This is a genomic window from Verrucomicrobiia bacterium, assembly GCA_023953615.1.
GTDB lineage: Bacteria > Verrucomicrobiota > Verrucomicrobiia > Limisphaerales > JADLHS01 > JADLHS01.
The window spans coordinates 1,819,016-1,841,274 of sequence record JAMLJH010000001.1 but is presented as its reverse complement, the minus strand read 5'-3'; the positions used below and the strand labels follow the sequence as shown (position 1 = coordinate 1,841,274).

Genomic DNA, 22,259 nt, shown 5'->3' with positions numbered 1-22,259 from the left:
GAGTTCTTCAAGCGCAGGAACTGTTGCCACAAATGCCCCATATTGCCGACCGTATAGGCTGACCGAATACCAAACCGGCGGCTCACTTTCATGGTGACGTGATGAGCGAGGTGTGCGCCAGCAACTGCCCGCTGTGCGGCCGGCCCAACGAGTGCCAGCTTTGCACGGCGGCGGCCTACAAAGGCCCGTGTTGGTGTGCCACGGTAATGATTCCCGAGGAATTGATCGCGCGGGTCCCGGCGGAGCGGCGGACTGAAGCCTGCATCTGCCGCAACTGCGTGATGGAATTTCAGCGCGCCAAAGCGCATGGCCGCCCCGGACCGAAAATCCGGCCCGGGGATTTTTATTTCGAGCATGGGGTGATGGTTTTCACTGCCGCCTATCATCGGTGCCGGGGCTACTGTTGTGGCAACCACTGCCGGCATTGTCCGTATACCCGCGAGCAGCAAATTTCCGTTCGCTTGAAATGAATCGCGCGCCGCAACGCATCGTGTGCCTTTCCGCCGAGGCGGCGGACTGGCTTTGGCGGATTGGCGCGTGGGAAAAAGTGGTCGGGGTCACGGCGTTTTTCATGCAGCCGCCGGATGAACCGCCAAAGCCGCGCGTGAGCGGCTTCAGTTCCGCAAACATCGCACAAATTGAAAAACTGAAGCCCGACCTCGTCATCACGTTCTCCGACGTGCAGGCAAAACTGACGGCGGAATTGATGCAGCGCGGACTGCCTGTGTTCGCCACGAATCAACGCACGCTCGCAGAAATCGAAACTACGCTCGCGCTGCTGGGGCGCATTGTAAATTGCGAGGCGGAAGCCGAAAGATGGCTGCGCGAATTCCGCGAACGTCTCGCGCCGGTGGAAAAGATTGAAGGCCGCCCGCGCGTCTATTTTGAGGAATGGAACGACCCGTTGATTTCCGGCATCGCGTGGGTGGGCGAATTGATTGAGCGCGCCGGAGGAAAAGACATTTTCCCGGAATTGCGCGACAAACGTTCCGCGCCGGAGCGGATTGTCTCTGCGGAACAGATTCGCCGGGCGAACCCGGAAATTATTTTCGCCTCGTGGTGCGGCAAGCCGGTGCGGGCGGAAAGCATCGTCGCGCGTCCCGGCTGGCGGAAAATTGAAGCCGTGCGGCAACAGCGCATCCACGAGATTCCCGGCGCAGACATTCTGCAAGCGGGCTTTCGTCTGGTCTATGGTTACGAGCAAATCAGGCGGCACCTCCAGACGTGAGCGAATCGTTCTGATTTGCCGCCTTTGTTGGGGGCGGATGCGCGCTCATTTTCCGCGTCAATGGGCGCATCTGCCCCGATTGTCCCGCAGGGACAAAACGTGAATAGCCGTGGGCGTCAGCCCACGGTGACGGGAGCCAAACCCGTTCGACCCCGTAGGGGTCGCACATTGCTTTAACGCTGGACCGTGGGTTGACACCCACGGCTATTCAGGTTGGGCCGCTTCGCGGCCATCCGCTGGGGCAGTGTCAAGTTGTGCCTCGCGTAAATTCCTGTGGACAACTCTCTTTGACAGGCGCAAAGTCCAATCCATGAAACGAGATAGACTGCAAAGTGTGCAGTCCACTTAAATGTTAGGCCGCTATGCACGGCTCTTTTCGCTGGCTGGACGCACTCGTCGCCAAGCTCGCCCTTGGCGTTCTTGGTGTTGTTGCATTCCTGCTGGCTCTGTTGTGTGTTTGGCTGGTTCTTCGGAAGACACTCAAGAACAAGCCGCTCAAGACGAAACTCGTCGTTGGCTGCCTCGTCACGCCTATGCTCACGCTCGTCTTTGCGGTTGTCATCATTTGGATTGGCTGGTTTGCGTTGCTCCAGTTCGTAATCAAACCAGAGAACAAGCGGCGCTGTGTGCAGGGGATGCAGGCCATTGCAGATGCGAGCCGGAAGTGGGCGGCAGACCACGGGGGACGATTGCCTCAGGATGTCTTGTCGTTGAGCAACTATCTAGCGAGTCCACAGGTGCTCATTTGTCCGGCAACCGGACGCTTTACTGATGGTTCTTACCGACTTGCCGACGTGAGCTACGAGCTTGCCGCACCGGGCGCGACCGCGCAGGATACAAACGTGTTGTTCTTGCGGTGTGTTGTTCATCCGCACCGCGCATACACAGACGGTCGAGTTGTTGATGATACCGCACACAGATAAGCGGCCTAATATGGATATAGGCTGCATCCCTTACGTCTCGATACAAACTCCATCTCTCACGCTCCGACCTGCCGTTTGATGGCGTCGCAAATCTGCTTGCTCCACGTTTCGAGCACGGTTTGTTGCGGGCCTTCGATGAGGAGGCGGGCTTTGGGTTCGGTGCCGGAATAACGCAGCAACACACGGCCCCCGGCGGGTTTCACGTCGGCTTCAGCTTTCTCAACGAGGCCAAGGATGCCATCCAGTTGCTCGAACGGTTTTTTCTCGCGCACCTTCACGTTGCTGACGAGTTGCGGAAAGCGTTGCCAGCATTGCGCCAACTGGCTCAGTTTCTTGCCGCGCATTTTCATGATGCGCAGGATTTGCAATGCCGCCACCAGGCCATCGCCCGTCGTGGCGTAGTCGCGGAAAATCAGATGGCCGCTTTGTTCGCCGCCAAAGTTGAAACCGCTGCGCAACATTTCATCAATCACGAGCTTGTCGCCCACGCCGGTGCGGATGACTTTGCCGCCCGCGGCGGTGATGGCCGCATCCAACCCGGCGTTGCTCATCACCGTGGCAACGAGCGTTTTTTCCGCCAGGGCACCTTGGGCCAGCAGGTCAAGCGCGGCGATGGCCATGATGTCGTCGCCGTCAATCATCTGGCCGTGTTCGTCACACATCAGGACGCGGTCCGCATCGCCATCATGCGCAATGCCGAGGTCGGCGCGAAATTCGCGGACCAACCGACACAGATTCTGCGGGTGCATTGAACCGCAATCTTCGTTGATGTTTTTACCGTTGGGTTTGTCGCCGAACACCATGACTTCCGCACCCAACTCGCGCAGCACGCAGGGGGTCGCCTTGTACGCCGCGCCGTTCGCGCAATCCACGACGATGCGCATGCCCTCGAGGGTTTTACCGCGCGAAAAGCTGGCTTTGGCAAATTCGATGTAGCGTCCGAGCGCGTCATCAATGCGGACGGCTTTGCCGATTTCCTCAGCGGTGGGTCGGATGTTTTCGATCTCTCCGCTGAAGACCAGATGTTCGATGCTGGCTTCGATTTTGTCGTCGAGTTTATAGCCGTCCGGACGGAAGAACTTGATGCCATTATCGGCATAGGGATTGTGGGACGCGGTGATGACGATTCCGGCATCCGCGCGCAGGCTGCGCGTGACGTAAGCCACGCCGGGAGTGGGAAGCGGGCCGATGAACAGCACGTCCACGCCCATTGAAAGGATGCCGGAGGAAAGCGCGTTCTCGAGCATGTAACCCGAAAGGCGCGTGTCTTTGCCGATGACGATCTTGTGCCGGCCATGCCCGCGCGCGACGCGTTCCAAATTCTTGAAGACGTGACCGGCGGCGCGCCCGAGGCGCAACGCGGTTTCCGCAGTGACGGGTTCGATGTTCGCCGTGCCGCGCACGCCGTCCGTGCCGAAGATTTTTTTCAATTTGCTCATTCGATGGTTTTAGGAGGAGTGATGATGATTTTCGGTTCTGGTCGCGGAGGTGGAATAATCCGGACTTCCAACGGCTCGGTGCGCACCACGGTGACCCCGTTGGGGACGGTGACCACGAGATGGTGGCGCGAGGGTTGGGTGGTATCCACCAGGCTGACGTCGGTCAGCAGGTGAACCTCGCGCGCATCGAGGCGGTTGATCAAGCCGGAGCGACCGCGCAGCGTCACCGAACCCAGCGGCGGGTCCGCTTGAAACGCGCGCACGTCGGCGGTGCCGGAAACAATTTTAATGGAGAGATTGGGGAACAATCGCTCCGTGACGTCTTGTTCATTTCTGAAGGCTCTGATGGTCAGCCAGATCACGACGGCCAAAATCAAGGAAAGCAGTTTCCAGCCAAAGTTGCGAAAGAGCATGTGTTGCGATAAATCCGCCATGTTATTTGCTTTCTTCTTGCGGCGCGACCGACGCATCAGGATTGGAAGCTGCAGGCGCCGTGGCGTCGGGCGGACGGTCCACCGCCCAAAACCGCAGCCAGTTCCACAAACCCGAAGCGCGCGGAGGCCGCACAATCACCGACGTCAGGAAGGAGCGCAACTCCTCAATGCTGACGCCACGAACCAGTTCGCCCTTGTACGCATAGGAAATCGAGCCGGTTTCCTCGGAAACCACCACGATCACCGCATCCGTTTCGTCGCTCAATCCCAAAGCGGCGCGATGCCGCGTGCCCAATGATTTGTTCAGTCCCAAACGTCGGGTCAGTGGAAAAATGCAGGCGGCATACGCAATCCGATCGCCTTTGATGATCACTCCGCCGTCGTGAATGGCGTTGTTGGGAAAGAAGATTGCCTCGAGCATTTCCGCGGTGGCCACGCAATCCACGGAAATGCCGGATTCCACCGCCTCGCGGAGTTGGATGGATTGCTCGATGGCGATCAGCGCGCCAATCCGCACTTCGGCCAGTCGTTCGCAGGCATCCAAAATAACCTCCATGCTTTCGCGTTGTTCGTGCGCGGTGGCGAAGAGTGGCAGGTTGCCCAGTTCACCGAGCAGGCGGCGAATTTCCGGTTGAAAAATGATGATGGCGCCGACCATGATGACGAGCGAAGCGTTACCCACCAAATACCGCAAGACCTCCAACTTGAGCAGCGTCGCCGTCATGGTCAGCAGCAACAGCAAAATGACGAATCCCACGACCACCGGCCAGCCGCGCGTGCCGCGCACAAACCGGGTCGCCAAATAGATCGTCACCGCCAGAATGAAAATTTCCAGCGTCGGACGCCATATCTGTGAAATCAACGGCCACATGACGTTGTTCGTCTTCCCACCATTTTTACTGCAATCTTTTCATATCCCCTCGGGCAACGCGCGGCTTGGGTCTTCAGCGCAATTCCCGGATGGCTTCCGCCAGGCGCACCGCCTGCACCGTTTCCGCCACATCGTGCGTGCGGATGATCTGCACGCCCGCCGCCACCGCCAGCGCGGCGCAGGCCAGCGACCCCGGCAACCGTTCGTCAACCGTCGCCCCGGTCAGCGCGCCAATAAACGACTTCCGTGACACCCCGAGTGCCATCGGGCGTGGCAGTTTTGTAAAACCCGGCAAGGCGCTGAGCAACTGCAAATTATGCGTCACGCTCTTGCCAAATCCAATGCCAACATCAAACACGATTTGTTCGGCGGCCACTCCCACCGCCTCGACGCGCTTCAATCGCTCCTCGAAGAAAGCTCCGACTTCTTTAACCACGTCATCATACACCGGATGCAACTGCATGGTGCGGGGCAGACCTTGCATGTGCATGGCTACATAACCCGCGCCCGTCTCAGCCACCAATTGCCACATTTCCGCGGCGGCGCAACTCGCGCCCACGTCGTTCACGAGGCTCGCTCCCGCCCGCAAAGCCGCGCGGGCGACCGCCGGCTTCATCGTGTCAATGGAAAGCGGCACGGTCGTTTGTCGCGCCAGCGCGGTGATGACGGGAATCACCCGGCTCAACTCCTCGGATTCGCTCACCGGGGCCGCACCCGGTCGCGAAGATTCCCCGCCAATGTCCAAAATCGTTGCCCCCTGTCGCACCAGCTCCAAACCGTGCGCAACCGCCTGTTCCGCATCCCCAAATTGGCCGCCGTCCGAGAAGGAATCCGGCGTGACGTTGACGATGCCCATGATAAGCGTCGGCCGCGGAAACCGAAATTCAAATTGTCGGCAACGAAAGATCATTTTTAGCTATCGGTCGCCAGCTATCAGCTATCAACCGGGAGCTGGCTTATCACTGACAGCTAAAAGCTGACTTCTGATAGCTGACGGCTGACGGCTAACCGTTACTGGCTACTTTTGAATCAACTCGATCTCATATCCTTCCGGAGCGTCAATGAACGCGATGACCGATCCCGAGGCGGTGGCGGTCGGGCCATCCGAGTATTTCAATCCATGCTGCGCGAGATGTTTTGCAAACTCCGCCAGGCTGTCCACTGCAAACGCCAGATGGGTGAGATCCGCCTGCACCTGCACCGGACCGCTTTTGGGAAAACAGCAAATTTCAATCTGCTCCTCACTTTCCGGCGCTTTGAGGAAGACCAGGGTGGCGCCGCGCGGTGAGGCGTGACGCCGGACCTCCTGCAAGCCCAGGATGTCGCGATAGAACTTTACCGTGCGCTCCAGGTCGTCAACGCGGTAGCGGGTGTGTAATAGCTTTCGGGCTAAATTCATGGGGGTAATTTATCGGGGCCGCGCCGCTGACGCAAAGCCGGTTTTCGCGCGACCAGATTCCCGCTTGCAAAAAACTTGCTTCTTCCGGCCGTCGGGATAGGATTTGCCCCGCCTGAACTCCACGAGGGTGGAAGTTCACCGAGGCTGAGAAAAGAAAGTTAACAAGCAACCTAACCTTCAACCTCCGTTGCCCCGCAACGTCGGTCAGTTAGGCAATGGAGCTTCACCGGGCCGGTTCCCGCGCCCGTTCAAGCCCCAGTCGGTTCAGTTCACAGAATAATTATGCTTACGATGGAAGAAGCCCTGAAGCAAAGCCATACGCGCTTTTCGGCAGGTGAAATTGTCAAAGGTCGAGTCATTGAAGTCCGCGCCAAGGAAGCCTTGGTGGACATCGGCTACAAGAGCGAAGGCGTCATCCCCGCGAACGAGTTTGATGACATCAAAACCGTCAAGGTCGGCGATGAGGTGGATGTGCTCATCGAAAAATTGGAAGACAAGGACGGCATGGTCGTTCTGTCCAAGGAAAAAGCCGAGTTCAAACAGAACTGGGAAAAGATTCTCACCATTTGCAATGAGGGCGGTCGCATTACCGGTCGCGTCAAATCCGTCGTCAAAGGCGGCCTGGTGGTCAACATTGGCGTGGAAGCCTTTCTGCCGGCGTCGCAAATTGACGTGGTTACGCCCAAGAACCTGTCGCAATTCGTGGGCAACACCTACGAATTCAAGGTCGTTAAAATCAATCAGGAACGGCAAAACATCGTTCTGTCCCGCCGCGAGCTGATCGAGGCCGAGCGCACCGAGCGCCGCCAGAAATTACTCGATGAAATGGTGCCGGGCGATATCCGCAAGGGCACGGTCAAGAACATCACCGACTTCGGCGCGTTCATTGATCTCAACGGTATTGACGGCCTGTTGCACATCACCGACATGAGCTGGGGCCGCATCGGCCATCCGTCCGAATTGCTGAAAGTGGGTCAAGACCTGGACGTGGTGGTGTTGGATGTCAACAAGGAGAAGGAACGCGTCAGCCTGGGGCTCAAACAGAAGATGGCCAATCCGTGGGCGGACATCGAAACCAAGTATCCCGTCGGCTCGAAGGTCAAAGGCAAAGTGGTCAACCTCATGCCCTACGGCGCATTCGTGGAACTCGAACCGGGCGTGGAAGGCCTGGTTCACGTCACCGAATTGTCCTGGACCAAGCGCATCGCCAAACCGGGCGACGTGCTCAAGCAGGACCAGGAAATCGAAGCCGTCGTGCTCGGCATCAACCGCGACGAGCAGAAAATTTCGCTCGGCATCCGCCAATTGGAATCAAATCCGTGGGATACCGCCGAACAGAAATATCCGCCCGGAACCCACGTCAAAGGCAAGATTCGCAATCTCACCAGCTACGGTGCGTTCATTGAGCTGGAAGAAGGTTTGGACGGCATGATCCATGTGTCCGACATCTCCTGGACGCGCAAGATCAATCACCCGAGCGAAGTGTTCAAGAAGGGCGACGAGGTCGAAGCGCAGGTACTCGAAGTGGACAAGGCGAACCAGCGCATTGCCGTTGGCGTCAAACAACTCGCCCAGGATCCGTGGGATAAAATTGACGAGCTGTACAAGGTGGGCGATCTGGTCACCGGTCAGGTCACCAAGCTGGCCAGCTTCGGCGCGTTCATCGGTCTGCAGCATGAAATTGACGGATTGGTTCACATCTCGCAGATCAGCGAGGAGCGCGTGGACAAGATTAAAAACGTGCTCAAGGTCGGCCAGGACGTCACCGCGCGCGTCATTAAGATTGACCGCAGCGACCGTCGCATTGGCCTGTCCATCAAGGCGGCCAACTATTCCGCCGAACAGTTGAAGGCGGAACAAGCCGCGCTCGACGCGCTCAAGCCCGGGGAAGACCTCGTGGCGTTGCAATACGCGTTCGATGCGGCGGACGAAGCCAAGAACGATTAAACGGCGAAGCGCCATTCTTTCCAGCGGGCGAACCTTTCCGGGTTCGCCCGTTTTCTTTGCTCAAACAACATCAAAACACCCCGTTGCCAGGGTTTTATCCGGCGTCCGCAGGGACTTTCGTTTCCACATTGACCCGGATTCGGCTACTGTTACCATTGGCAACGCTGGTTTTTTCGCCAGCTTCCATTTAACTGAACTAGAACTATGGCAGTGAAAGTAGCAATCAATGGGTTCGGCCGCATTGGCCGCCTGGTCTTTCGGGCGTTGGTCGAACAAGGTCTCGTTGGCAAAGACATCGAAGTCGTCGCGGTGGGCGACATCGTTCCGGCCGACAATCTGGCTTATCTCGTCAAATACGATTCGACGCAGGGCCGCTTCCACGGCGAAGTCAGCGCCAAGAAATCCAGCCCCGACAAAGCGGAGGCGGATGTATTGGTGGTCAACGGCAAGGAGATCAAGGTGGTCAGCGCCCGGTCGCCCGCTGAATTACCCTGGCGCGAATTGGGTGTGGAACTGGTCATCGAGTCCACCGGTCTGTTCACCGCAGTGGAAAAGGCGCAGGGCCACATCACCGCCGGCGCCAAGAAAGTCATTATTTCCGCTCCAGCCAAGGGGGATTGCCTCACCACGGTCCTGGGCGTGAACGATGATAAATACGATCCCAAGCAACACCACATTGTTTCCAACGCCTCCTGCACCACGAACTGTCTCGCGCCCGTGGTGCATGTGCTCTTGAAGGAAGGATTCGGTATCGCCGAAGGTCTGATGACCACGGTGCATGCCTACACCGCCACGCAAAAAACCGTGGACGGCCCGAGCAAGAAAGATTGGAAAGGAGGCCGCACGGCCGCCCAGAACATCATTCCGTCCACCACCGGCGCCGCCAAGGCGGTCGCCTTGGTGTTACCGGAAGTCAAAGGCAAACTGACCGGCATGGCGTTCCGCGTGCCCACGCCCACGGTTTCCGTTGTGGACCTGACGGTGAAAACCGTCAAGGATACCAGCTACGCCGAGATTTGCGCGGCGATGAAACGCGCCAGCCAAACCTATCTCAAAAACATTCTGGGTTACACCGAGGACGAAGTGGTCAGCACGGATTTTCTGCACTGCAATCTCTCCTCGATCTTTGACGCCGGGGCCGGCATCGAGCTGAACAAGAACTTCTTCAAACTGGTCAGCTGGTACGACAACGAATGGGGTTACAGCTCCCGCGTGGGCGATCTGGTCAAGTTGATGATCAAGAAAGGCATCTGAGTCAGCGCCGCACTTTTCGCAACGGCAATCCAGTCATGGGTTGCCGTTTTTCTTTTGCCTCAACGCCGCCGCAACGCCGGGCGCTTTCTGAGATCGTAATCATTCTGCCGCCGAACAATTATATTTGCTTACCGCACAATGGTTAGTTCCACCACGTTCTCATCTTTTTGGATTCAGTAGTGGATTCGGGTTGCGGCGACACTACCTCTCGTTTGGCAACGTTGGCTAAGCGCCTCTTTTCGATTTCGAGTTCATCTAAGGTCGCATCGCGATGTTCGTCCTTCGCCAGTATCGTCGCGTAAAGTAAATGAACAGGATAAACTGTCCTACCACCGAGTTGAGCGAAGTGCTCGGCATCGGCAAAGACTTGCTTCGCAGCGGAACTCCGGCGCAATCGTTCTGATTCCTCCAACGAAAATCGCCGTTCTGGCGAAGCTCGCCGCAAGCGGCGGCGGAAAACTTTCGCATCAAGACCCGCAGCGCGGAATATACTTCTTAATCTCCTAACTTCTCGCAATAGTTCTTCAAGCACCTCATCTCGATCTGGCAAATCTTTCGACACCAATTCTGGCAGATCAAGGTCAACAACCTTGCACAGCCCCAGAAGCAAGTGTGTCGGTTCAATCATTGAGGCGTTTAGGTGGCGTTCCACTTCATAGGTGTCTCGAACTATCTGACCGTCTGAGAGCAAGCGCATAAGCAGCGGCGGTATGGTAGAACCTTGAAGTAGTCAGCAATTTGAAAGCCACGCAGGCGGGCCGGACTGCACATCACTGCTGAAAAGATATTCTCGCACCCGGACTGTCCAACTCCGGTTCATGAATGTCATCTTCCAGCGCCATGTACGCAAAGGGTGATAAAATTTCTTGAGTGTCAGCAGAGAATCGCGTTGTTGTTCGACTCCCCGCCCCGATCCGCTCCTCACTTGGCAAGGAGCGGGAGAGAGTTATTTCTTGGACATTTTGGCGGCGTGGGTTGATCTATTCGAGATCGTAAAGGGAGTTGTCCGTGGAGAGAAAGCCTGTGCCCGTCGCCACGTTTTTCGCGCCGTCCTCGTTCTCCACAAACCGTTCGCGCAGCGATTCGGCATGGCCGTCGCCAAAAGCCGCGTTGCTGCGTTTTTGATGGCGGAAACCCTGCGTGCCCGCCCAGCGACCGCGAAAGGAATCATCACCGGGATTGGCCCACGGCGCGCGCATGAATTTGTTCGCGCCGGCGGCATATTGACCGTCGCCAAAGAGGATGGTTTTCATTGGTTGTTTCACCGCCGCGCTTTTGGTTGGTTCAGGAATGTCTTCCTGTTGGCCGTGGCCGATGTAACTCGTGTTGTAGTTGTAGCCGGTGTAGGGGTCCACCACCCAATTGGCGCCGCCGGTGAATGACGGACATTGTTGAATCTGTTTGTTGCCCTGACTTTGCCAGAGCAGTCCCGGAATCACCGTCGGCGGGTTGCCCGCAATGGTGGTGAGGTCCCAGCAAATCAACGCGGCGCTGCCGTTGATCGTGCCGGACTGATACGCGACGGGATAAGACCCGGCGTTGTCATCCACATAAACGTGCGCGGCGATGAGTACCTGATGCAGATTGCTCAGGCAATGGATCCGTTTGGCCGTGGCTTTCGACTGGCTCAACGCCGGCAGCAACAACGCGGCGAGGATCGCAATAATGGCGATGACCACGAGCAGTTCAATCAGCGTGAACGCTTTGAAACGGGGCCGGGTGACAAGTGACAAGGGCCACGAAGCGCCACGAAGCGCGGACGCATAGTGCGTAACTCCTGCCCCTTGACGCTGGCTCCGGACGTTCATGGTCGGCCCAGTTTCAGACGATAAAACGCTTGGTCGGCCGGCGGCACATCATCCCGCAGCGTGATGGGGGTCGCCGTGTCGGGCGTCACGGTGTCGAGAGGCGACCAGGTGGAAAAATCCGTCGTACGTTCGAGCGTGTGCGTCCAGCCCACCATTGGAGTGAACGTGAAGGCAAATCCGTTTTCATCCCGGTTGATGGTCAGAGCCGGTGCGGTGATTTGCACCACGGCGAACGCAATCGAGCGAGTGACGCTTTCGAGCGCGACCGTTCTGGCAGCGGGATCATACGTGAACGCCAGCCGCGTCCAGTTCGTTCCGTCCCAGGCGTAAGCGTCCAGATCGCTGCCATCCGCGGCGTAACGAGAACCGATGTGAAGCGCGAGGTCGGCGACATATTTCAGCGGGTTTTCACCCAGCATCGGCGCAACGGTCACGGCGGCGCTTTCCACCAAACGATTGGGCAACGCGGCCAGCGCGACGGAATCTTGAAAAGGCGTGGCCGTGACCAGCGCAATTTGGTTCACGTCGTGGAAATGGATTTGCACCGCGTGGTTCGCCACGTTGCCGGGGTCCTGGAAGAACAAGGTCGCCGTGCCCGTGGTGAGATTATCGGGCGTGACGGTCAGTGATTCGCCCAACATCATCGGGCGCACGTCGGAAATCGCATCCACCTCGCCGGCATAATAACCCGCCGCCGCTTCCACGCGGAGGTATTGGATGGATTCAAATCCAGTTTCCGCCAGATCGAATCCGGTGCCGCCGCCCGAACCGGCATACAGTTGGATGGCGTCCGCCGCGGACAGCGTTACCTCGGGCGCACCGAGTACTTCGTTCAAAGCCGGATTCACTGGTTTGGTGAAATCCATGCGGGCGGCGGTCCAGCCATTGCCAGTGGCGTCATGTTGGGCAGCGTCCCATTCATAACCGTGCGTCGGGAAAGGCGTATCGCAGAACGGGCCGTTGGTGTAGGTGTACCAATTCACGCCGTCGGGACTGACCGACACCAACATCGGTTCACCGAACGCGCCCCCCACCAAATTGTAAGTGCGCATGTCGGAAGCGTCGCCGACATAGCCGCTACCGACGTAAAACGTGTTGCCGAACACCTGAAAATCCACGCCATACGGATTGGCGGGATCGTCGTGAACCGGATGATCGAATTTTATGGTCACGGCGCCGTACGCGTATTCTCCCTCCACCAATGAACGGCGCAGCGTCACCAGGGTTTTCTGTCCGTCCACGTCGCGATTGTACGCCGGTTCGACCAGCTTCACGTGATACGGCGCGTTGCCGATGATGGGATCAAAATTCACCGCCAGCGAAGCTGGTTCACCCAGCACCGCCAACGGATCGTCATAGGGCGACGAACCGAACGGCGACTGGGCAGTCACTACTTCAACCGCGTAAGGGCTTATATTAGTCGGCGCGGCTGCCGGAGACGCTGGGGCGTGTTTATGCAAACCCCACGCGCTGGTGCCCGGATTTTCGGGATCGCCAAAATCCAAACCGCCCGCCGCGACCGACCAACCAATCCACGCGCCGTCGCGCAGCATCAAGCCGGACAGACCCACCTGCGCGTATTCCCATTCCCCTTGATGACCCGAAAACGGCAGATCGGGATCGTCGGGGGTCCAGTAAGGATTTGGCCCGCGATCCGGCGCGTGATCAAACCCACCCTGCTGACCGGATTCATGCCACAGTTCCCAATTCGCGCCAGACCAGCCACCCCAATAGAGGTCAGCCCCCTCCAGCGCTTGCAACACGTCCGCCGCTTCGTGACCCAGCCCCGCCAGTCCGTTGGTGAAGGCGGAAGGCGCATTGGTGAGCGCGGCGGCGACAAGCAGGTTCGTGCCGTTGCGCAAGCCGAACCGGTGATTGTTGTTCAGATCATATCCCAACGCGAACACCGTCTTCCCATACGGAGTCACGTCGCTGACCGCGGCGAAGAGTTGCTGGTCCGCAGCCAGGATGGCGTTGAACAAGTCTTCCGCGTTCGCGCTGCCGTTCCAGCGATAACCCCACGCGAGGGATTTTTCCGCAATCGGTCCCGGTACGCTGGTGTGGTTGCGCACTTCCGGCGCGCTCCAGTGGATCACCAACGCGGCGCGGTTCGTGCCGGTACCCGCCCAGAACTGCAGGTCATCCAGCGCAAGCCCAAACGCCGGACCAGCCGCCGACAGCGCGACGACGCACCAGAGGGCGGGTCGCCTCAACCACCGTCGCCACCAACCGGAGGAAGAAAATTGCGGTTTCATTGACATAACCCGGATGGGTCAACAGTCGTCAGTCACACTGACCGTCGGAGATAATTTCCCGGCGACGCGACCGGCAACGACGCCAGAGGCAAACGCCTCCGATCAATCCGAACACCAGTGTGGTCGGCTCCGGTATGGCGGTGACCGCGACTGGTTCGCTAGGCGCGGCCCCCGGCCATGCGAAACCGAGATTAAGGTTCAATCCGTCCCAGACGCCATCGGTCAGCGTGCGATCCGCCATGCCGCTGCTGGCGGAAGCCCATTCATCGGCCGCCGTGGTTTTGTTGAAGTATTCCCAAAAGCCGGTGTCCCAAGCTTCAGCGTAATGATCTCCAGCTTCCGTCGCGACGCGCGTATCATCCGGTTCGGTGGAATAATAAAATCCGGCGCTGTCGAAACCTAGCGCAGGCGTGACGCTAAAATTGCCGTTGCCGTTCAGATCGAAGCCCAACCCCAGAACGGCGACCCCCCACGCATAATTGCCGAGATGCGCGTACAGGCGCGAATCCGTGGCGACGATGGCCTGGAACATATCAAGCCCCGTGGCCGCGCCGTCCCAGCGATAGCCCCACAACAGGGATTCGGCCGCCTTGCCATCATTCCAATCAATGACCAACGCGGCCTGATTGGCCCCGGTTCCGATCCAGAATTGCACGTCGTCGAAGGTGGCCGCGCTGGTGGTGAACGCGAGGAACGAACTGGCGCAGGCCAGTGACATTAGCTGAATTTTTTTCATATTATTTGTTTCGATGATTTAGGGTTAAAGTTATTTGCGACGACGGAAAACCAGTCCCGTCGCCAGTCCCAGCAGCGTCAGCGTCGTGGGTTCGGGTACGACATCCGCGAAGGGCACATCGAGGTAGTAGGCATTGGGATCGCCGCCAAACCAAGAGATCGCATTGATACCCGCCAGATAACCATGCTGGAGCAACTCCGCGTCGTAACCGGCCAGATTGGGGTGCCAGTCGCCCAGCCCGTTTCCGTCGCCCCATGTGCCCCAAAGCGCATAAGGACTGTCGGCGCTGGCCAGATTCCAACTGCCTGATTCGTCGGCATGCGAAAGCGTCTCGATGCCGGAGTTATACACGATGTCGTACAAAAATGCGCCGCCATAGCCCGAAGTAACGGTGAACACGCCGGCTTCATGAAAGGCGTTGAGCATATCTGATTCGTAGGCCACGCCGTCCCAGCGGAACCCAAAGGCGTGCGAGGGATTCTGATACGGCGCATTGGGGCCATAAACGTTCCAGTCCACCACCAGAATGGATTCGTTGGCGCCGCTGCCGGCCCAGGCGTCCACCTCCAGCCACGCGCTCTGGCCGGAAGCACTTTGGAAATAATACGGCGCGGCCAAAGCGGAGGCGACGCAACCGTTGATGACTATAAGTGAAACAATTTTTTTCATGCTGATCTTACTACGAAGTTTCCTTCCGCGAACGGAACGAAACGGTTTACGGTTTCGGGAGACCAGCACGGGAGCGGAAAGAGTTGCGTGTGCCCGGAATGACTCCGGTACAAAAAAACGCCTTCAACTCCCGCAAATCGGAAATGAAGGCATCTACGAACCCCGCCGAAAACAGTTCGGTGGGCTGGCCTCATCCTTCTCTTTGCGGAGAAGTCGGTCACTCTCGCGAGCAACCATGACGAGCACAGTCAAACCGGTATCCTGACTTCGGATGTCAAACCTCGTTTCCACCTTCCCGCCCACAGCGGTTTCCGCCGGACAGTGGTTGTTGGAAATTCGTAATCCGTTACAGTGGCGCTACCGTCCCCGATTCGCACGGGGTTCCCTGCATTCAACTGCGATTGACGTGACGGACACTCGTCCGTCTTTTTCAAAGAACAGTTTAGTTGTAAGGCCGCAGCGGCGCGTTGCCAAGCGAAAACCACGGCAGCGGCGCTTTTTCATCCGGCCGATCCACGCAAAATTTTTGCTATTCTTTTCCGTCCCGATAATCTCTGCGCGTGCCGTTACTGACGAGTCTGCTGGTTTTGATTGTTTCCGCCCGATTAATGGGTGGGTTGTTTGCCCGATATAAACAGCCTTCCATTGTCGGCGAAATGATCGCCGGCGTTTTACTGGGGCCGGCAGTGTTCAATGTGGTTCACGCGACGGACCCGCTGCGCGGTATTTCCGATCTGGCGGTGTTCCTGGTAGTACTGTCCGCCGGACTGGAAATGAATTCCAAGGACGTGCTCCGAGCCATGTCCGGGAAAGGACTTTTGGTGGCGCTACTGGGCTTTACGTTGCCGCTGGCCGCTGGAATCGGCATTGGCGCGATATTTCAACTCGGCGTCATGCGCACCGTGTTTCTCGGTTTGTGCGTTTCCATCACGGCGCTGCCGGTTGCCATCCGCATCCTGGACAGCTTCCGGTTGTTGAATTCGGAAATCGCACGCTATTCCGTCGTCACCGCCATTGTGAACGACCTGGTCGCGCTGCTGGCGTTGGGAGTCATTCTGGGATTACCGCAGGCCGGCAACGCGCTCGACGTGGTCATCGGCGTGATGTTCACCGGCGGGAAGTTGATTTTATTTGCCGTCCTCGTGTCCGCGTTTGGGAGCTTGCTGGCCTGGGCCGAACGCAAGGGCGTGGCGGTGCATCGCGTGCCGGAACGCTTGGTGGAGATTTTCGGCGCGGATGCGTTGTTTGGCATCGTCGTATTATTGGTGCTGGTGTTCGCCTCGGTCAGCGAAGTGTTGGGCTTTCACTTCGTCATTGGCGCGTTCTTCGGCGCGTTGTTGATCAACAAGGATTTGTTTCTGGCGTCGCGCTATTCCGAACTGGAAAAAACGCTGAACTCCGTAACCTCCGGATTTCTCGCGCCGGTGTTTTTCGCGTACCTGGGGTTGGAATTCAGCATTACCAAAATGGGTTCTCCGTGGTTTGTCGGCATCGTCCTCGTCGCTTCCCTCATCAGCAAGATTCTGGCTGGCTGGCTGGGCGGACGGCTCATCCGCCTCTCGAATGTGGACGCGTTGGGACTGGGCATCATCTTGAACGGCCGCGGAGTGATGGAATTGGTCATCGCCAGCATCGCTCTGCAACACGGTCTGATCGGAGAGGGACTGTTCTCCACGTTAATTTTGATGGGCGTGGTTACGACCATTCTGACCCCCGTGCTGTTTCGCAAATTTATCCTGCCGCACAAAATGCTGGGTCGAAATCTCGCCGCCGAACCGGCCCCGACGCCCATGGCTTAAACCAGCAACCCGGTCGCCCCGACGCAACTGCTCTGAGTTGGGACGGCGCGAATTCGGCGCCGGCGTTAATCTGATTCCGAACGAGTGGTAGCGCGATCGGTCGTCGTCGGCGCCGGATTTTTCACAATTTGATGAGCGGGTAAACGGATCTTCCAGACGCTGATCACCAAGGTCGCCACCGCCAGGAGAAAGCTCAAAAAGAACCCTTGTTGAAATTCGCGGATGAGTTGCGCCGGACTGATTCCTTCCGACTGCGTCAGCACCAGTGAAATCAGGGAGACGCCCAACGCGCCGCCAATGGTGCGCGCGTACATCGCCGCGGCGGTGGCCGCCCCCAACTCATTCTTGGGCGCGTTATCCTGCACCAGCAGCAAGGTCGTCAACATGCCAAACCCCATGCCAAATCCGGCGATGAATCCCGTCACCGCCAGCGCGTAAATGCCGGTATGGATCAACAGGATAAAACCCGCAAAGCCGATGGATAGCAGCAGAAAACCGGTTTTGTTGATCAGCTCCAAACCCAGTTTTTGCAGACTGCGCCCGCCAATGATGCTGGCCACCGTCCAGCCGACCACCATCGGCGTCAGCACAATGCCCGCAGTGGTGGCGTGAGCGCCGGCGACCGTTTGTACGAACAGCGGAATGTAAGCCACCGCGCCAAAATAGGCCGCCCCCGCCAGCAGGTTGTTCAGGAGCGAGCTTCGCGAAATTACGTTGCGCAAACTCTGCACCGGCAGCAGCGGCGCGGGATGTCTTAATTCAAACGGCAGCGCGAGCAAAATGCCCGGCCCGCCGACGATGATCATCCCAAGAAATTTTTGATCCAGCCCCCAGACGAGCAGGCCCACGCCCAGAATCAGAAAAATTGTGCCGGGCCAATCGAGCCTGAACGCCTGGCGGGGCGAGGTTTTTTCGCGCAGAAACAGGCCACACAAAACCAGAGCCACCAGACCAAACGGCACGTTCAGGTAAAACACCCAGCGCCAGGAAACGTGATCCACAATCAATCCGCCCGTCAACGGCCCGAGCAATCCGGCAATGCCCCAGACCCCGCTGATGTAGCCCTGCACCCGGGCGCGTTGATGTAGCGCGTACATGCCGCCAATCAACGTGAAGGTCAAGGTAAGCACGCAACCCGCGCCCAAGCCCTGAATGACCCGCATGGTGATCAACCACGGCATGTTGTGCGCCGCCCCGCTCAATCCCGAGCCGATCAAAAATAAAATCACGCCAATCAGGTAAAGCCGCTTCCGACTGACTGAATCACTCACGCGACCCCATAACGGACTGGAAACCGTCTGCGTCAGGAGATAGATGGAAAAAGGCAACGCATACAGGTGCGGACTGCCCAGGTCGTTGACGATGGCGGGCATGGCGGTTGCCACGACCGTTCCTTCCAGCGCCTCCAAGAAGATGCCGATAATCAGGCCAATGGTTGCCAGAGTTTGGGGATTCACCGTGAAATCAAAACGTGATCCTTATTCAACCAGTCGGACCATCCGGGCCGCGTCCGAGATGGAAACGACCTCACTGCCACCGCGAAAACGCGCGGCTTCGAGAGCGGGATTTTTGTCAATCACCGGCCAACCCTAGCAGAGAAATCGGGGGCTTGTCTTGTCTGGATTGGGTCGCCGGGCGCGCCGCGCCAAACTACGTCCGATTCTCCGGTCGCAGTAAAACCGCTGGTGGCTGCAGCCGGAGCGCGGTTCAGCGGAGTACCGGCAGTTGACCACCAACGCAACTAAGGTTAGACAGTTAAACGGTCAGCAGACGGTGCGCGGGTGAAATCGCGACCACGGCAATGGAAAACTAATGGAGCCATCCCGGCCAACAACATGATGAACCTGTTCCTGCGCGTTTTGTATGTGGGTTACCGGGCGTACACCCGGATCACTTACTGGACCAAACGCCGGTTCACCATCGTCGGCCAGGCCGTTTTGGGAGCGACGGTGGTGGCGCTGGTCGCCTCGACGGATTCGGACAACGCGGTTGGTTATCAAGCGTTCATGCCATTGGCGCTCGTTGTGGGCAGCGCGCTGCTCTTTGGCAGTCGCTGGGGGTTTCGACCGCATTTCGCCGTGGAACGGCGCCTGCCCAAACTGGCCACGGTGGGCCATCCGCTCACCTACCAGGTCCGGATCAAGAACCTCACCGCGCGGCGGCAGGTGGGACTGACGCTGATTGAGGATTTGGCGGACCCGCGACCGCCCTTCACCGAGTGGCGCGACTACAAATTGGATGAGGATAAACATGTGCGCCCGTTCCGATTCGATCGGCAGCGCTATCGCTCGCCGTTCAAGTATGCCACGCTCCGCGAGTGTGAAGTGCCGCCCACGGACCCGCAGCAGGAACAGGAATTGAATTTCGTATTGCATCCGTTGCGGCGCGGTTTGATCCGCTTTGAAGGTTTCACCCTTGGCCGTGCCGATCCGTTCGGAATTTTTCGCGCCTTGCAACGACAGGCGTTGCCCCAATCCATCCTGGTGTTGCCGCGACGCTATGAGATTCCACCCGTGGCTTTGCCGGGTACGCGGCAGTATCAGCAAGGCGGCGTCACGCTCGCTTCGCACATCGGCCAAAGCGAGGAATTTGTGGCGCTGCGCGACTATCAGCAGGGCGATCCCTTGCGGCATATCCACTGGCGTTCCTGGGCCAAGGTGGATCGCCCCATCGTGAAGGAATTTGAGGACGAATTTTTCGTGCGGCACGCGCTGATTCTCGACACGTTCACACCGCGACCTTACAGCGACGGATTCGAGGAAGCCGTCTCGGTGGCGGCCTCATTCGCCTGCACCGCTTTGACGCAGGAATCCCTGTTGGACCTGCTGTTTGTCGGCGCCGCAGCGTACAGTTTCACCGCCGGTCGCGGCCTGGCGCACGCGGATCAGATGTTGGAAATTCTGGCGGCGGTGCAACCGTGCCGGACGCCAACCTTCACGCAGTTGGAGCAGTTGGTGCTGGGACACGCGCCGATGGTCAGTGGCTGTATCTGCGTTTTGCTGGCATGGGATGAAGTGCGACAACGATTCATTGAAAAACTCCGAACCCTGGGCCTCCCGGTTTGGGTGTTCGTCATCCGAGCGGCGACGGAAACCGCGCCGCTCGAACCGGGGCCGATGCGCGACGCACCGGAATGTTTGCGCGCCCTGACCGTGGGGCGGGTGCAGGAACAACTCGCTGAACTGACATGAGACCGCCGCCGTTTCTGTTGGGTGCCGCCCTATTGTTCTGGGGTTGGCAGTCCGGATTGTTTCTGGTGGGAGCGTTGCTGGCCGTCATCCTGGAAGGCGCGCGCGTTTTCAAAGTGCGCTGGGATTTCTCCGACGAGGATTTCAATCGCATCTGGACCTTCTGCGCGCTGTTGTTGTTTGGCGCGCTGCTGTACGCCTTCAGCACCCACGACGGCCCCTCGAGCATCAGTTTTTTATTGGGCGACAAATCACCCGGCACCGCGCAAGCCGCTTCCACCGCCGGGGCGCGCACCATCATCAGCGTGATCCGTTGGTTGCCCATGATTTTTTATCCGTTTCTGCTGTTGCAAACGTACAGCACGCGCGAAACCGTGCCCCTGTCCACCATCTCGTTGATTTTGCAAAAGCGCTGGAAAAAGCGGAAGCGACGCGAGCCGGACCCGACCGCGGATCGCGGATTGAACGTCGGATACCCCTATTTTTGCGCCACGCTGCTGGCGGCCAGTTTTCATCCGGCCAATGACCATTCCTTCTTCTGGGGGTTCTGCACGCTGCTGATCTGGGCGTTATGGACGCATCGGTCGCGACGTTTTGGGTGGGCGGTCTGGCTCGGACTCTTGCTGGTGGTGGCGGGCGGAAGCTATTTCGGTCAGCGCAGCGTGAGCCGGTTGCAGCAATACGTCGCCAATCTCAACCCGCATTGGTTCGCGCGATTTACACGACGCAACGAAGACGCCAACCAAAGTCGCACGGCGTTGGGAATGTTGGGACGCATCAAAAATTCCGGCAAGATCGTCATCCGCGCCACCCCCCGCGATCCGACCCACGTACCGCAGTATTTGCGCGAAGCAAGCTATCGTTTGTATCGGCGGCAAACCTGGTTGGCCGGATCATCCCGGGACGACTTCCAACAACTGTATGAAGAAGCACCAGTGGAACATCCCGGGAACTGGACTTTGCTGCCGGAAAAGGTGCCGAACGCAACCTTGGAAATCGCCTGTTACCTGGATGGTTACGAGCAGGATTCGCCCGTGGGCTTGTTGCCGCTGCCGGCCGGGACGGCGCGATTGGAAAATTTACACGCCTACAATTTGATGCGAAACAGCGCGGGGTCCGTGCGCGCCTTCGGGCCGGGATTGGTGGTTTTCGAAGCGCGTTATGGTCCGGGCAAAACTATTGATTCGCCGCCAGGCACCGGCACCGCGGAGAACCCGGAAACCCAGCGGCTGCTGGCCGAAGGCGGTCGCTGGCACCACTTCAACAATGACGGTTCAGATCCGGCGGGAGGCCGAAGGCCGCGACGCTGGAACAGCGAATCCAACCCGCCATTCACGCCACCGCCGGGATGGGATGTGCCGCCAACCGTGCGGACCAACGAGGATCTGGAAGTGCCGTTGATCGAGCAGCCCGCTTTGGATGCGATCCTCGCCGAATTACAACTTCCCGATCAACGGCTGGCAACGGTGCTGCCGGCTGTTTCACAATTCTTCGATACGAAATTCAAGTACCAGACCTGGCAGACGCCAGTGCGCGGGATGAGTTTCACCAACACCCCGTTGGCGCAATTCCTTTTGACCACGCGCGCCGGGCACTGCGAGTATTTTGCCACCGCCACCGCCTTGTTACTGCGGCGTTTGGGCATCCCCACCCGCTACGCCATCGGCTATGCGCTGCACGAAAAATCAGGCAGCGGCTACGTGGTGCGAATGAGTGACGCGCACGCCTGGACGCTGGTGTGGGATGAACAGGAAAAAGTCTGGCGGGATTTTGACACTACGCCGGCGGCGTGGATCGAAGTCGAACATCAAGCGTTCTCGCCGTGGCAGTGGTGGTCGGACCTGGGGTCGCGAATCGCCTTCGAGTTTTCCAAAATCCGCAACGGGCAAAGCAAGTTCCAACAGTATCTGATCTGGTTGGTGGTGCCCGCGCTCGCGTTGCTGCTCTATCAAATCATCTTTCAACGCGGGCGGCGGCGAGCAACCCATTCCGCCGCGACCATGCCGCCACCGGACTGGCCCGGGGCCGATTCGGATTTCTACCGGCTGGAACAGCAATTGGCGGCGCGCGGCGTTCCGCGCGGAGAGGCGGAACCGCTGCGGCTCTGGCTTCACCGCGCCTTGCGCCAACCGGAATTGCTCACGCTCCAGACGCCGTTGGAAGAATTGTTGCGCCTGCATTACCGGCATCGCTTCGATCCGCTGGGCCTCAGCCCGGACGATCGCGCGGCGTTGCGACGTGAAACGGAGCGCTGTCTGGAACGTCTTTCGGGAATGGCTTCCCAACCGGCCGCGCGCTGAAATTTAGCA

19 protein-coding genes and 1 riboswitch are annotated in these 22,259 nt (G+C 58.6%); of the genes, 8 read left to right on the top strand and 11 right to left on the bottom strand.

Annotated features, from left to right (window positions below; genetic code table 11):
• The first annotated feature begins 101 nt into the window (after nucleotides 1-101).
• The 3 genes from M9920_07780 (at nucleotide 102) to M9920_07770 (ending at nucleotide 2,151) form a co-directional block, all read left to right on the top strand.
• Nucleotides 102-470 (top strand): cysteine-rich CWC family protein, encoded by a 369-nt coding sequence (locus M9920_07780; protein ID MCO5052186.1) that lies wholly within the window; start codon nucleotides 102-104, stop codon nucleotides 468-470.
• Nucleotides 467-1,228 carry a helical backbone metal receptor gene (locus M9920_07775; GenBank protein MCO5052185.1) on the top strand — a complete coding sequence of 254 codons (762 nt, stop codon included), beginning with the start codon at nucleotides 467-469 and terminating at the stop codon, nucleotides 1,226-1,228. The genes M9920_07780 and M9920_07775 overlap by 4 nt, the downstream gene beginning before the upstream one ends.
• 362 nt (nucleotides 1,229-1,590) lie before the next feature.
• The gene (locus M9920_07770; protein MCO5052184.1) at nucleotides 1,591-2,151 is read left to right on the top strand and encodes a hypothetical protein; all 561 of its coding nucleotides are present in this window, start codon (nucleotides 1,591-1,593) and stop codon (nucleotides 2,149-2,151) included.
• A 56-nt stretch (nucleotides 2,152-2,207) separates the two neighbouring features.
• Here M9920_07770 and glmM read toward each other — a convergent pair whose 3' ends face one another.
• The 5 genes from glmM to M9920_07745 all read right to left on the bottom strand — a co-directional run bounded on the left by glmM (nucleotide 2,208) and on the right by M9920_07745 (nucleotide 6,294).
• Nucleotides 2,208-3,581, bottom strand: coding sequence for a phosphoglucosamine mutase (gene glmM, locus M9920_07765; GenBank protein ID MCO5052183.1), 1,374 nt, complete (start codon nucleotides 3,579-3,581; stop codon nucleotides 2,208-2,210).
• Nucleotides 3,582-3,586: 5 nt separating this feature from the next.
• A complete protein-coding gene (locus M9920_07760; GenBank protein MCO5052182.1) occupies nucleotides 3,587-4,024 on the bottom strand; it encodes a hypothetical protein in 438 nt (145 codons plus the stop codon).
• Between the two features lies 1 nt (nucleotide 4,025).
• The gene (cdaA, locus tag M9920_07755; GenBank protein MCO5052181.1) at nucleotides 4,026-4,895 is read right to left on the bottom strand and encodes a diadenylate cyclase CdaA; all 870 of its coding nucleotides are present in this window, start codon (nucleotides 4,893-4,895) and stop codon (nucleotides 4,026-4,028) included.
• A 73-nt stretch (nucleotides 4,896-4,968) separates the two neighbouring features.
• Nucleotides 4,969-5,751: a dihydropteroate synthase gene (folP, locus tag M9920_07750; protein ID MCO5052180.1), complete on the bottom strand. Its 783-nt coding sequence runs from the start codon at nucleotides 5,749-5,751 to the stop codon at nucleotides 4,969-4,971.
• Nucleotides 5,752-5,913: 162 nt separating this feature from the next.
• Nucleotides 5,914-6,294: a VOC family protein gene (locus tag M9920_07745; protein MCO5052179.1), complete on the bottom strand. Its 381-nt coding sequence runs from the start codon at nucleotides 6,292-6,294 to the stop codon at nucleotides 5,914-5,916.
• A 282-nt stretch (nucleotides 6,295-6,576) separates the two neighbouring features.
• Here M9920_07745 and M9920_07740 point away from each other — a divergent pair, with 282 nt between their 5' ends.
• Entirely contained in the window at nucleotides 6,577-8,241 is a 1,665-nt protein-coding gene (locus tag M9920_07740) for a 30S ribosomal protein S1 (GenBank protein ID MCO5052178.1), read from the top strand.
• Between the two features lie 204 nt (nucleotides 8,242-8,445).
• Complete coding sequence (gap, locus tag M9920_07735) at nucleotides 8,446-9,495, top strand: type I glyceraldehyde-3-phosphate dehydrogenase (GenBank protein ID MCO5052177.1); 1,050 nt, start codon at nucleotides 8,446-8,448, stop codon at nucleotides 9,493-9,495.
• A gap of 142 nt (nucleotides 9,496-9,637) precedes the next feature.
• On the opposite strand, the gene M9920_07730 is transcribed toward gap, so the two are convergent.
• The 5 genes from M9920_07730 to M9920_07710 all read right to left on the bottom strand — a co-directional run bounded on the left by M9920_07730 (nucleotide 9,638) and on the right by M9920_07710 (nucleotide 14,963).
• Nucleotides 9,638-10,123, bottom strand: coding sequence for a hypothetical protein (locus M9920_07730; GenBank protein MCO5052176.1), 486 nt, complete (start codon nucleotides 10,121-10,123; stop codon nucleotides 9,638-9,640).
• Between the two features lie 352 nt (nucleotides 10,124-10,475).
• A complete protein-coding gene (locus tag M9920_07725; protein ID MCO5052175.1) occupies nucleotides 10,476-11,303 on the bottom strand; it encodes a prepilin-type N-terminal cleavage/methylation domain-containing protein in 828 nt (275 codons plus the stop codon).
• Entirely contained in the window at nucleotides 11,300-13,558 is a 2,259-nt protein-coding gene (locus tag M9920_07720; protein MCO5052174.1) for a hypothetical protein, read from the bottom strand. The genes M9920_07725 and M9920_07720 overlap by 4 nt, the downstream gene beginning before the upstream one ends.
• A 28-nt stretch (nucleotides 13,559-13,586) precedes the next feature.
• The gene (locus M9920_07715; GenBank protein ID MCO5052173.1) at nucleotides 13,587-14,294 is read right to left on the bottom strand and encodes a hypothetical protein; all 708 of its coding nucleotides are present in this window, start codon (nucleotides 14,292-14,294) and stop codon (nucleotides 13,587-13,589) included.
• A 30-nt stretch (nucleotides 14,295-14,324) separates the two neighbouring features.
• Nucleotides 14,325-14,963, bottom strand: coding sequence for a PEP-CTERM sorting domain-containing protein (locus M9920_07710; GenBank protein ID MCO5052172.1), 639 nt, complete (start codon nucleotides 14,961-14,963; stop codon nucleotides 14,325-14,327).
• A 233-nt stretch (nucleotides 14,964-15,196) separates the two neighbouring features.
• A riboswitch (cobalamin riboswitch) is annotated at nucleotides 15,197-15,399 on the bottom strand.
• Nucleotides 15,400-15,523: 124 nt separating this feature from the next.
• Between M9920_07710 and M9920_07705 the strand changes: the two genes are divergently transcribed.
• Nucleotides 15,524-16,762 carry a cation:proton antiporter gene (locus M9920_07705; GenBank protein ID MCO5052171.1) on the top strand — a complete coding sequence of 413 codons (1,239 nt, stop codon included), beginning with the start codon at nucleotides 15,524-15,526 and terminating at the stop codon, nucleotides 16,760-16,762.
• A gap of 65 nt (nucleotides 16,763-16,827) precedes the next feature.
• Here M9920_07705 and M9920_07700 read toward each other — a convergent pair whose 3' ends face one another.
• Nucleotides 16,828-18,219, bottom strand: a complete 1,392-nt coding sequence (locus M9920_07700; protein ID MCO5052170.1) for an MFS transporter — start codon at nucleotides 18,217-18,219, stop codon at nucleotides 16,828-16,830.
• 378 nt (nucleotides 18,220-18,597) lie between these two features.
• Here M9920_07700 and M9920_07695 point away from each other — a divergent pair, with 378 nt between their 5' ends.
• Together M9920_07695 and M9920_07690 are read left to right on the top strand one after the other, a co-directional pair.
• Nucleotides 18,598-19,953 carry a DUF58 domain-containing protein gene (locus M9920_07695; GenBank protein ID MCO5052169.1) on the top strand — a complete coding sequence of 452 codons (1,356 nt, stop codon included), beginning with the start codon at nucleotides 18,598-18,600 and terminating at the stop codon, nucleotides 19,951-19,953.
• Nucleotides 19,950-22,250 carry a hypothetical protein gene (locus M9920_07690; protein MCO5052168.1) on the top strand — a complete coding sequence of 767 codons (2,301 nt, stop codon included), beginning with the start codon at nucleotides 19,950-19,952 and terminating at the stop codon, nucleotides 22,248-22,250. Before M9920_07695 ends, M9920_07690 begins: the two co-directional genes overlap by 4 nt.
• Nucleotides 22,251-22,259: the final 9 nt, after the last annotated feature.

Bases quoted from the DNA above. Each gene is read 5' to 3' on its own strand.
- M9920_07745 (MCO5052179.1), bottom strand. From the start codon at position 6,294: ATGAATTTAGCCCGAAAGCTATTACACACCCGCTACCGCGTTGACGAC.
- M9920_07690 (MCO5052168.1), top strand. From the start codon at position 19,950: ATGAGACCGCCGCCGTTTCTGTTGGGTGCCGCCCTATTGTTCTGGGGT.
- gap (MCO5052177.1), top strand. From the start codon at position 8,446: ATGGCAGTGAAAGTAGCAATCAATGGGTTCGGCCGCATTGGCCGCCTG.
- M9920_07695 (MCO5052169.1), top strand. From the start codon at position 18,598: ATGATGAACCTGTTCCTGCGCGTTTTGTATGTGGGTTACCGGGCGTAC.
- M9920_07775 (MCO5052185.1), top strand. From the start codon at position 467: ATGAATCGCGCGCCGCAACGCATCGTGTGCCTTTCCGCCGAGGCGGCG.
- M9920_07780 (MCO5052186.1), top strand. From the start codon at position 102: ATGAGCGAGGTGTGCGCCAGCAACTGCCCGCTGTGCGGCCGGCCCAAC.
- M9920_07725 (MCO5052175.1), bottom strand. From the start codon at position 11,303: ATGAACGTCCGGAGCCAGCGTCAAGGGGCAGGAGTTACGCACTATGCG.
- M9920_07740 (MCO5052178.1), top strand. From the start codon at position 6,577: ATGCTTACGATGGAAGAAGCCCTGAAGCAAAGCCATACGCGCTTTTCG.
- M9920_07770 (MCO5052184.1), top strand. From the start codon at position 1,591: ATGCACGGCTCTTTTCGCTGGCTGGACGCACTCGTCGCCAAGCTCGCC.
- M9920_07760 (MCO5052182.1), bottom strand. From the start codon at position 4,024: ATGGCGGATTTATCGCAACACATGCTCTTTCGCAACTTTGGCTGGAAA.
- M9920_07710 (MCO5052172.1), bottom strand. From the start codon at position 14,963: ATGAAAAAAATTGTTTCACTTATAGTCATCAACGGTTGCGTCGCCTCC.
- cdaA (MCO5052181.1), bottom strand. From the start codon at position 4,895: ATGTGGCCGTTGATTTCACAGATATGGCGTCCGACGCTGGAAATTTTC.
- folP (MCO5052180.1), bottom strand. From the start codon at position 5,751: ATGGGCATCGTCAACGTCACGCCGGATTCCTTCTCGGACGGCGGCCAA.
- M9920_07730 (MCO5052176.1), bottom strand. From the start codon at position 10,123: ATGATTGAACCGACACACTTGCTTCTGGGGCTGTGCAAGGTTGTTGAC.
- M9920_07720 (MCO5052174.1), bottom strand. From the start codon at position 13,558: ATGAAACCGCAATTTTCTTCCTCCGGTTGGTGGCGACGGTGGTTGAGG.
- M9920_07715 (MCO5052173.1), bottom strand. From the start codon at position 14,294: ATGAAAAAAATTCAGCTAATGTCACTGGCCTGCGCCAGTTCGTTCCTC.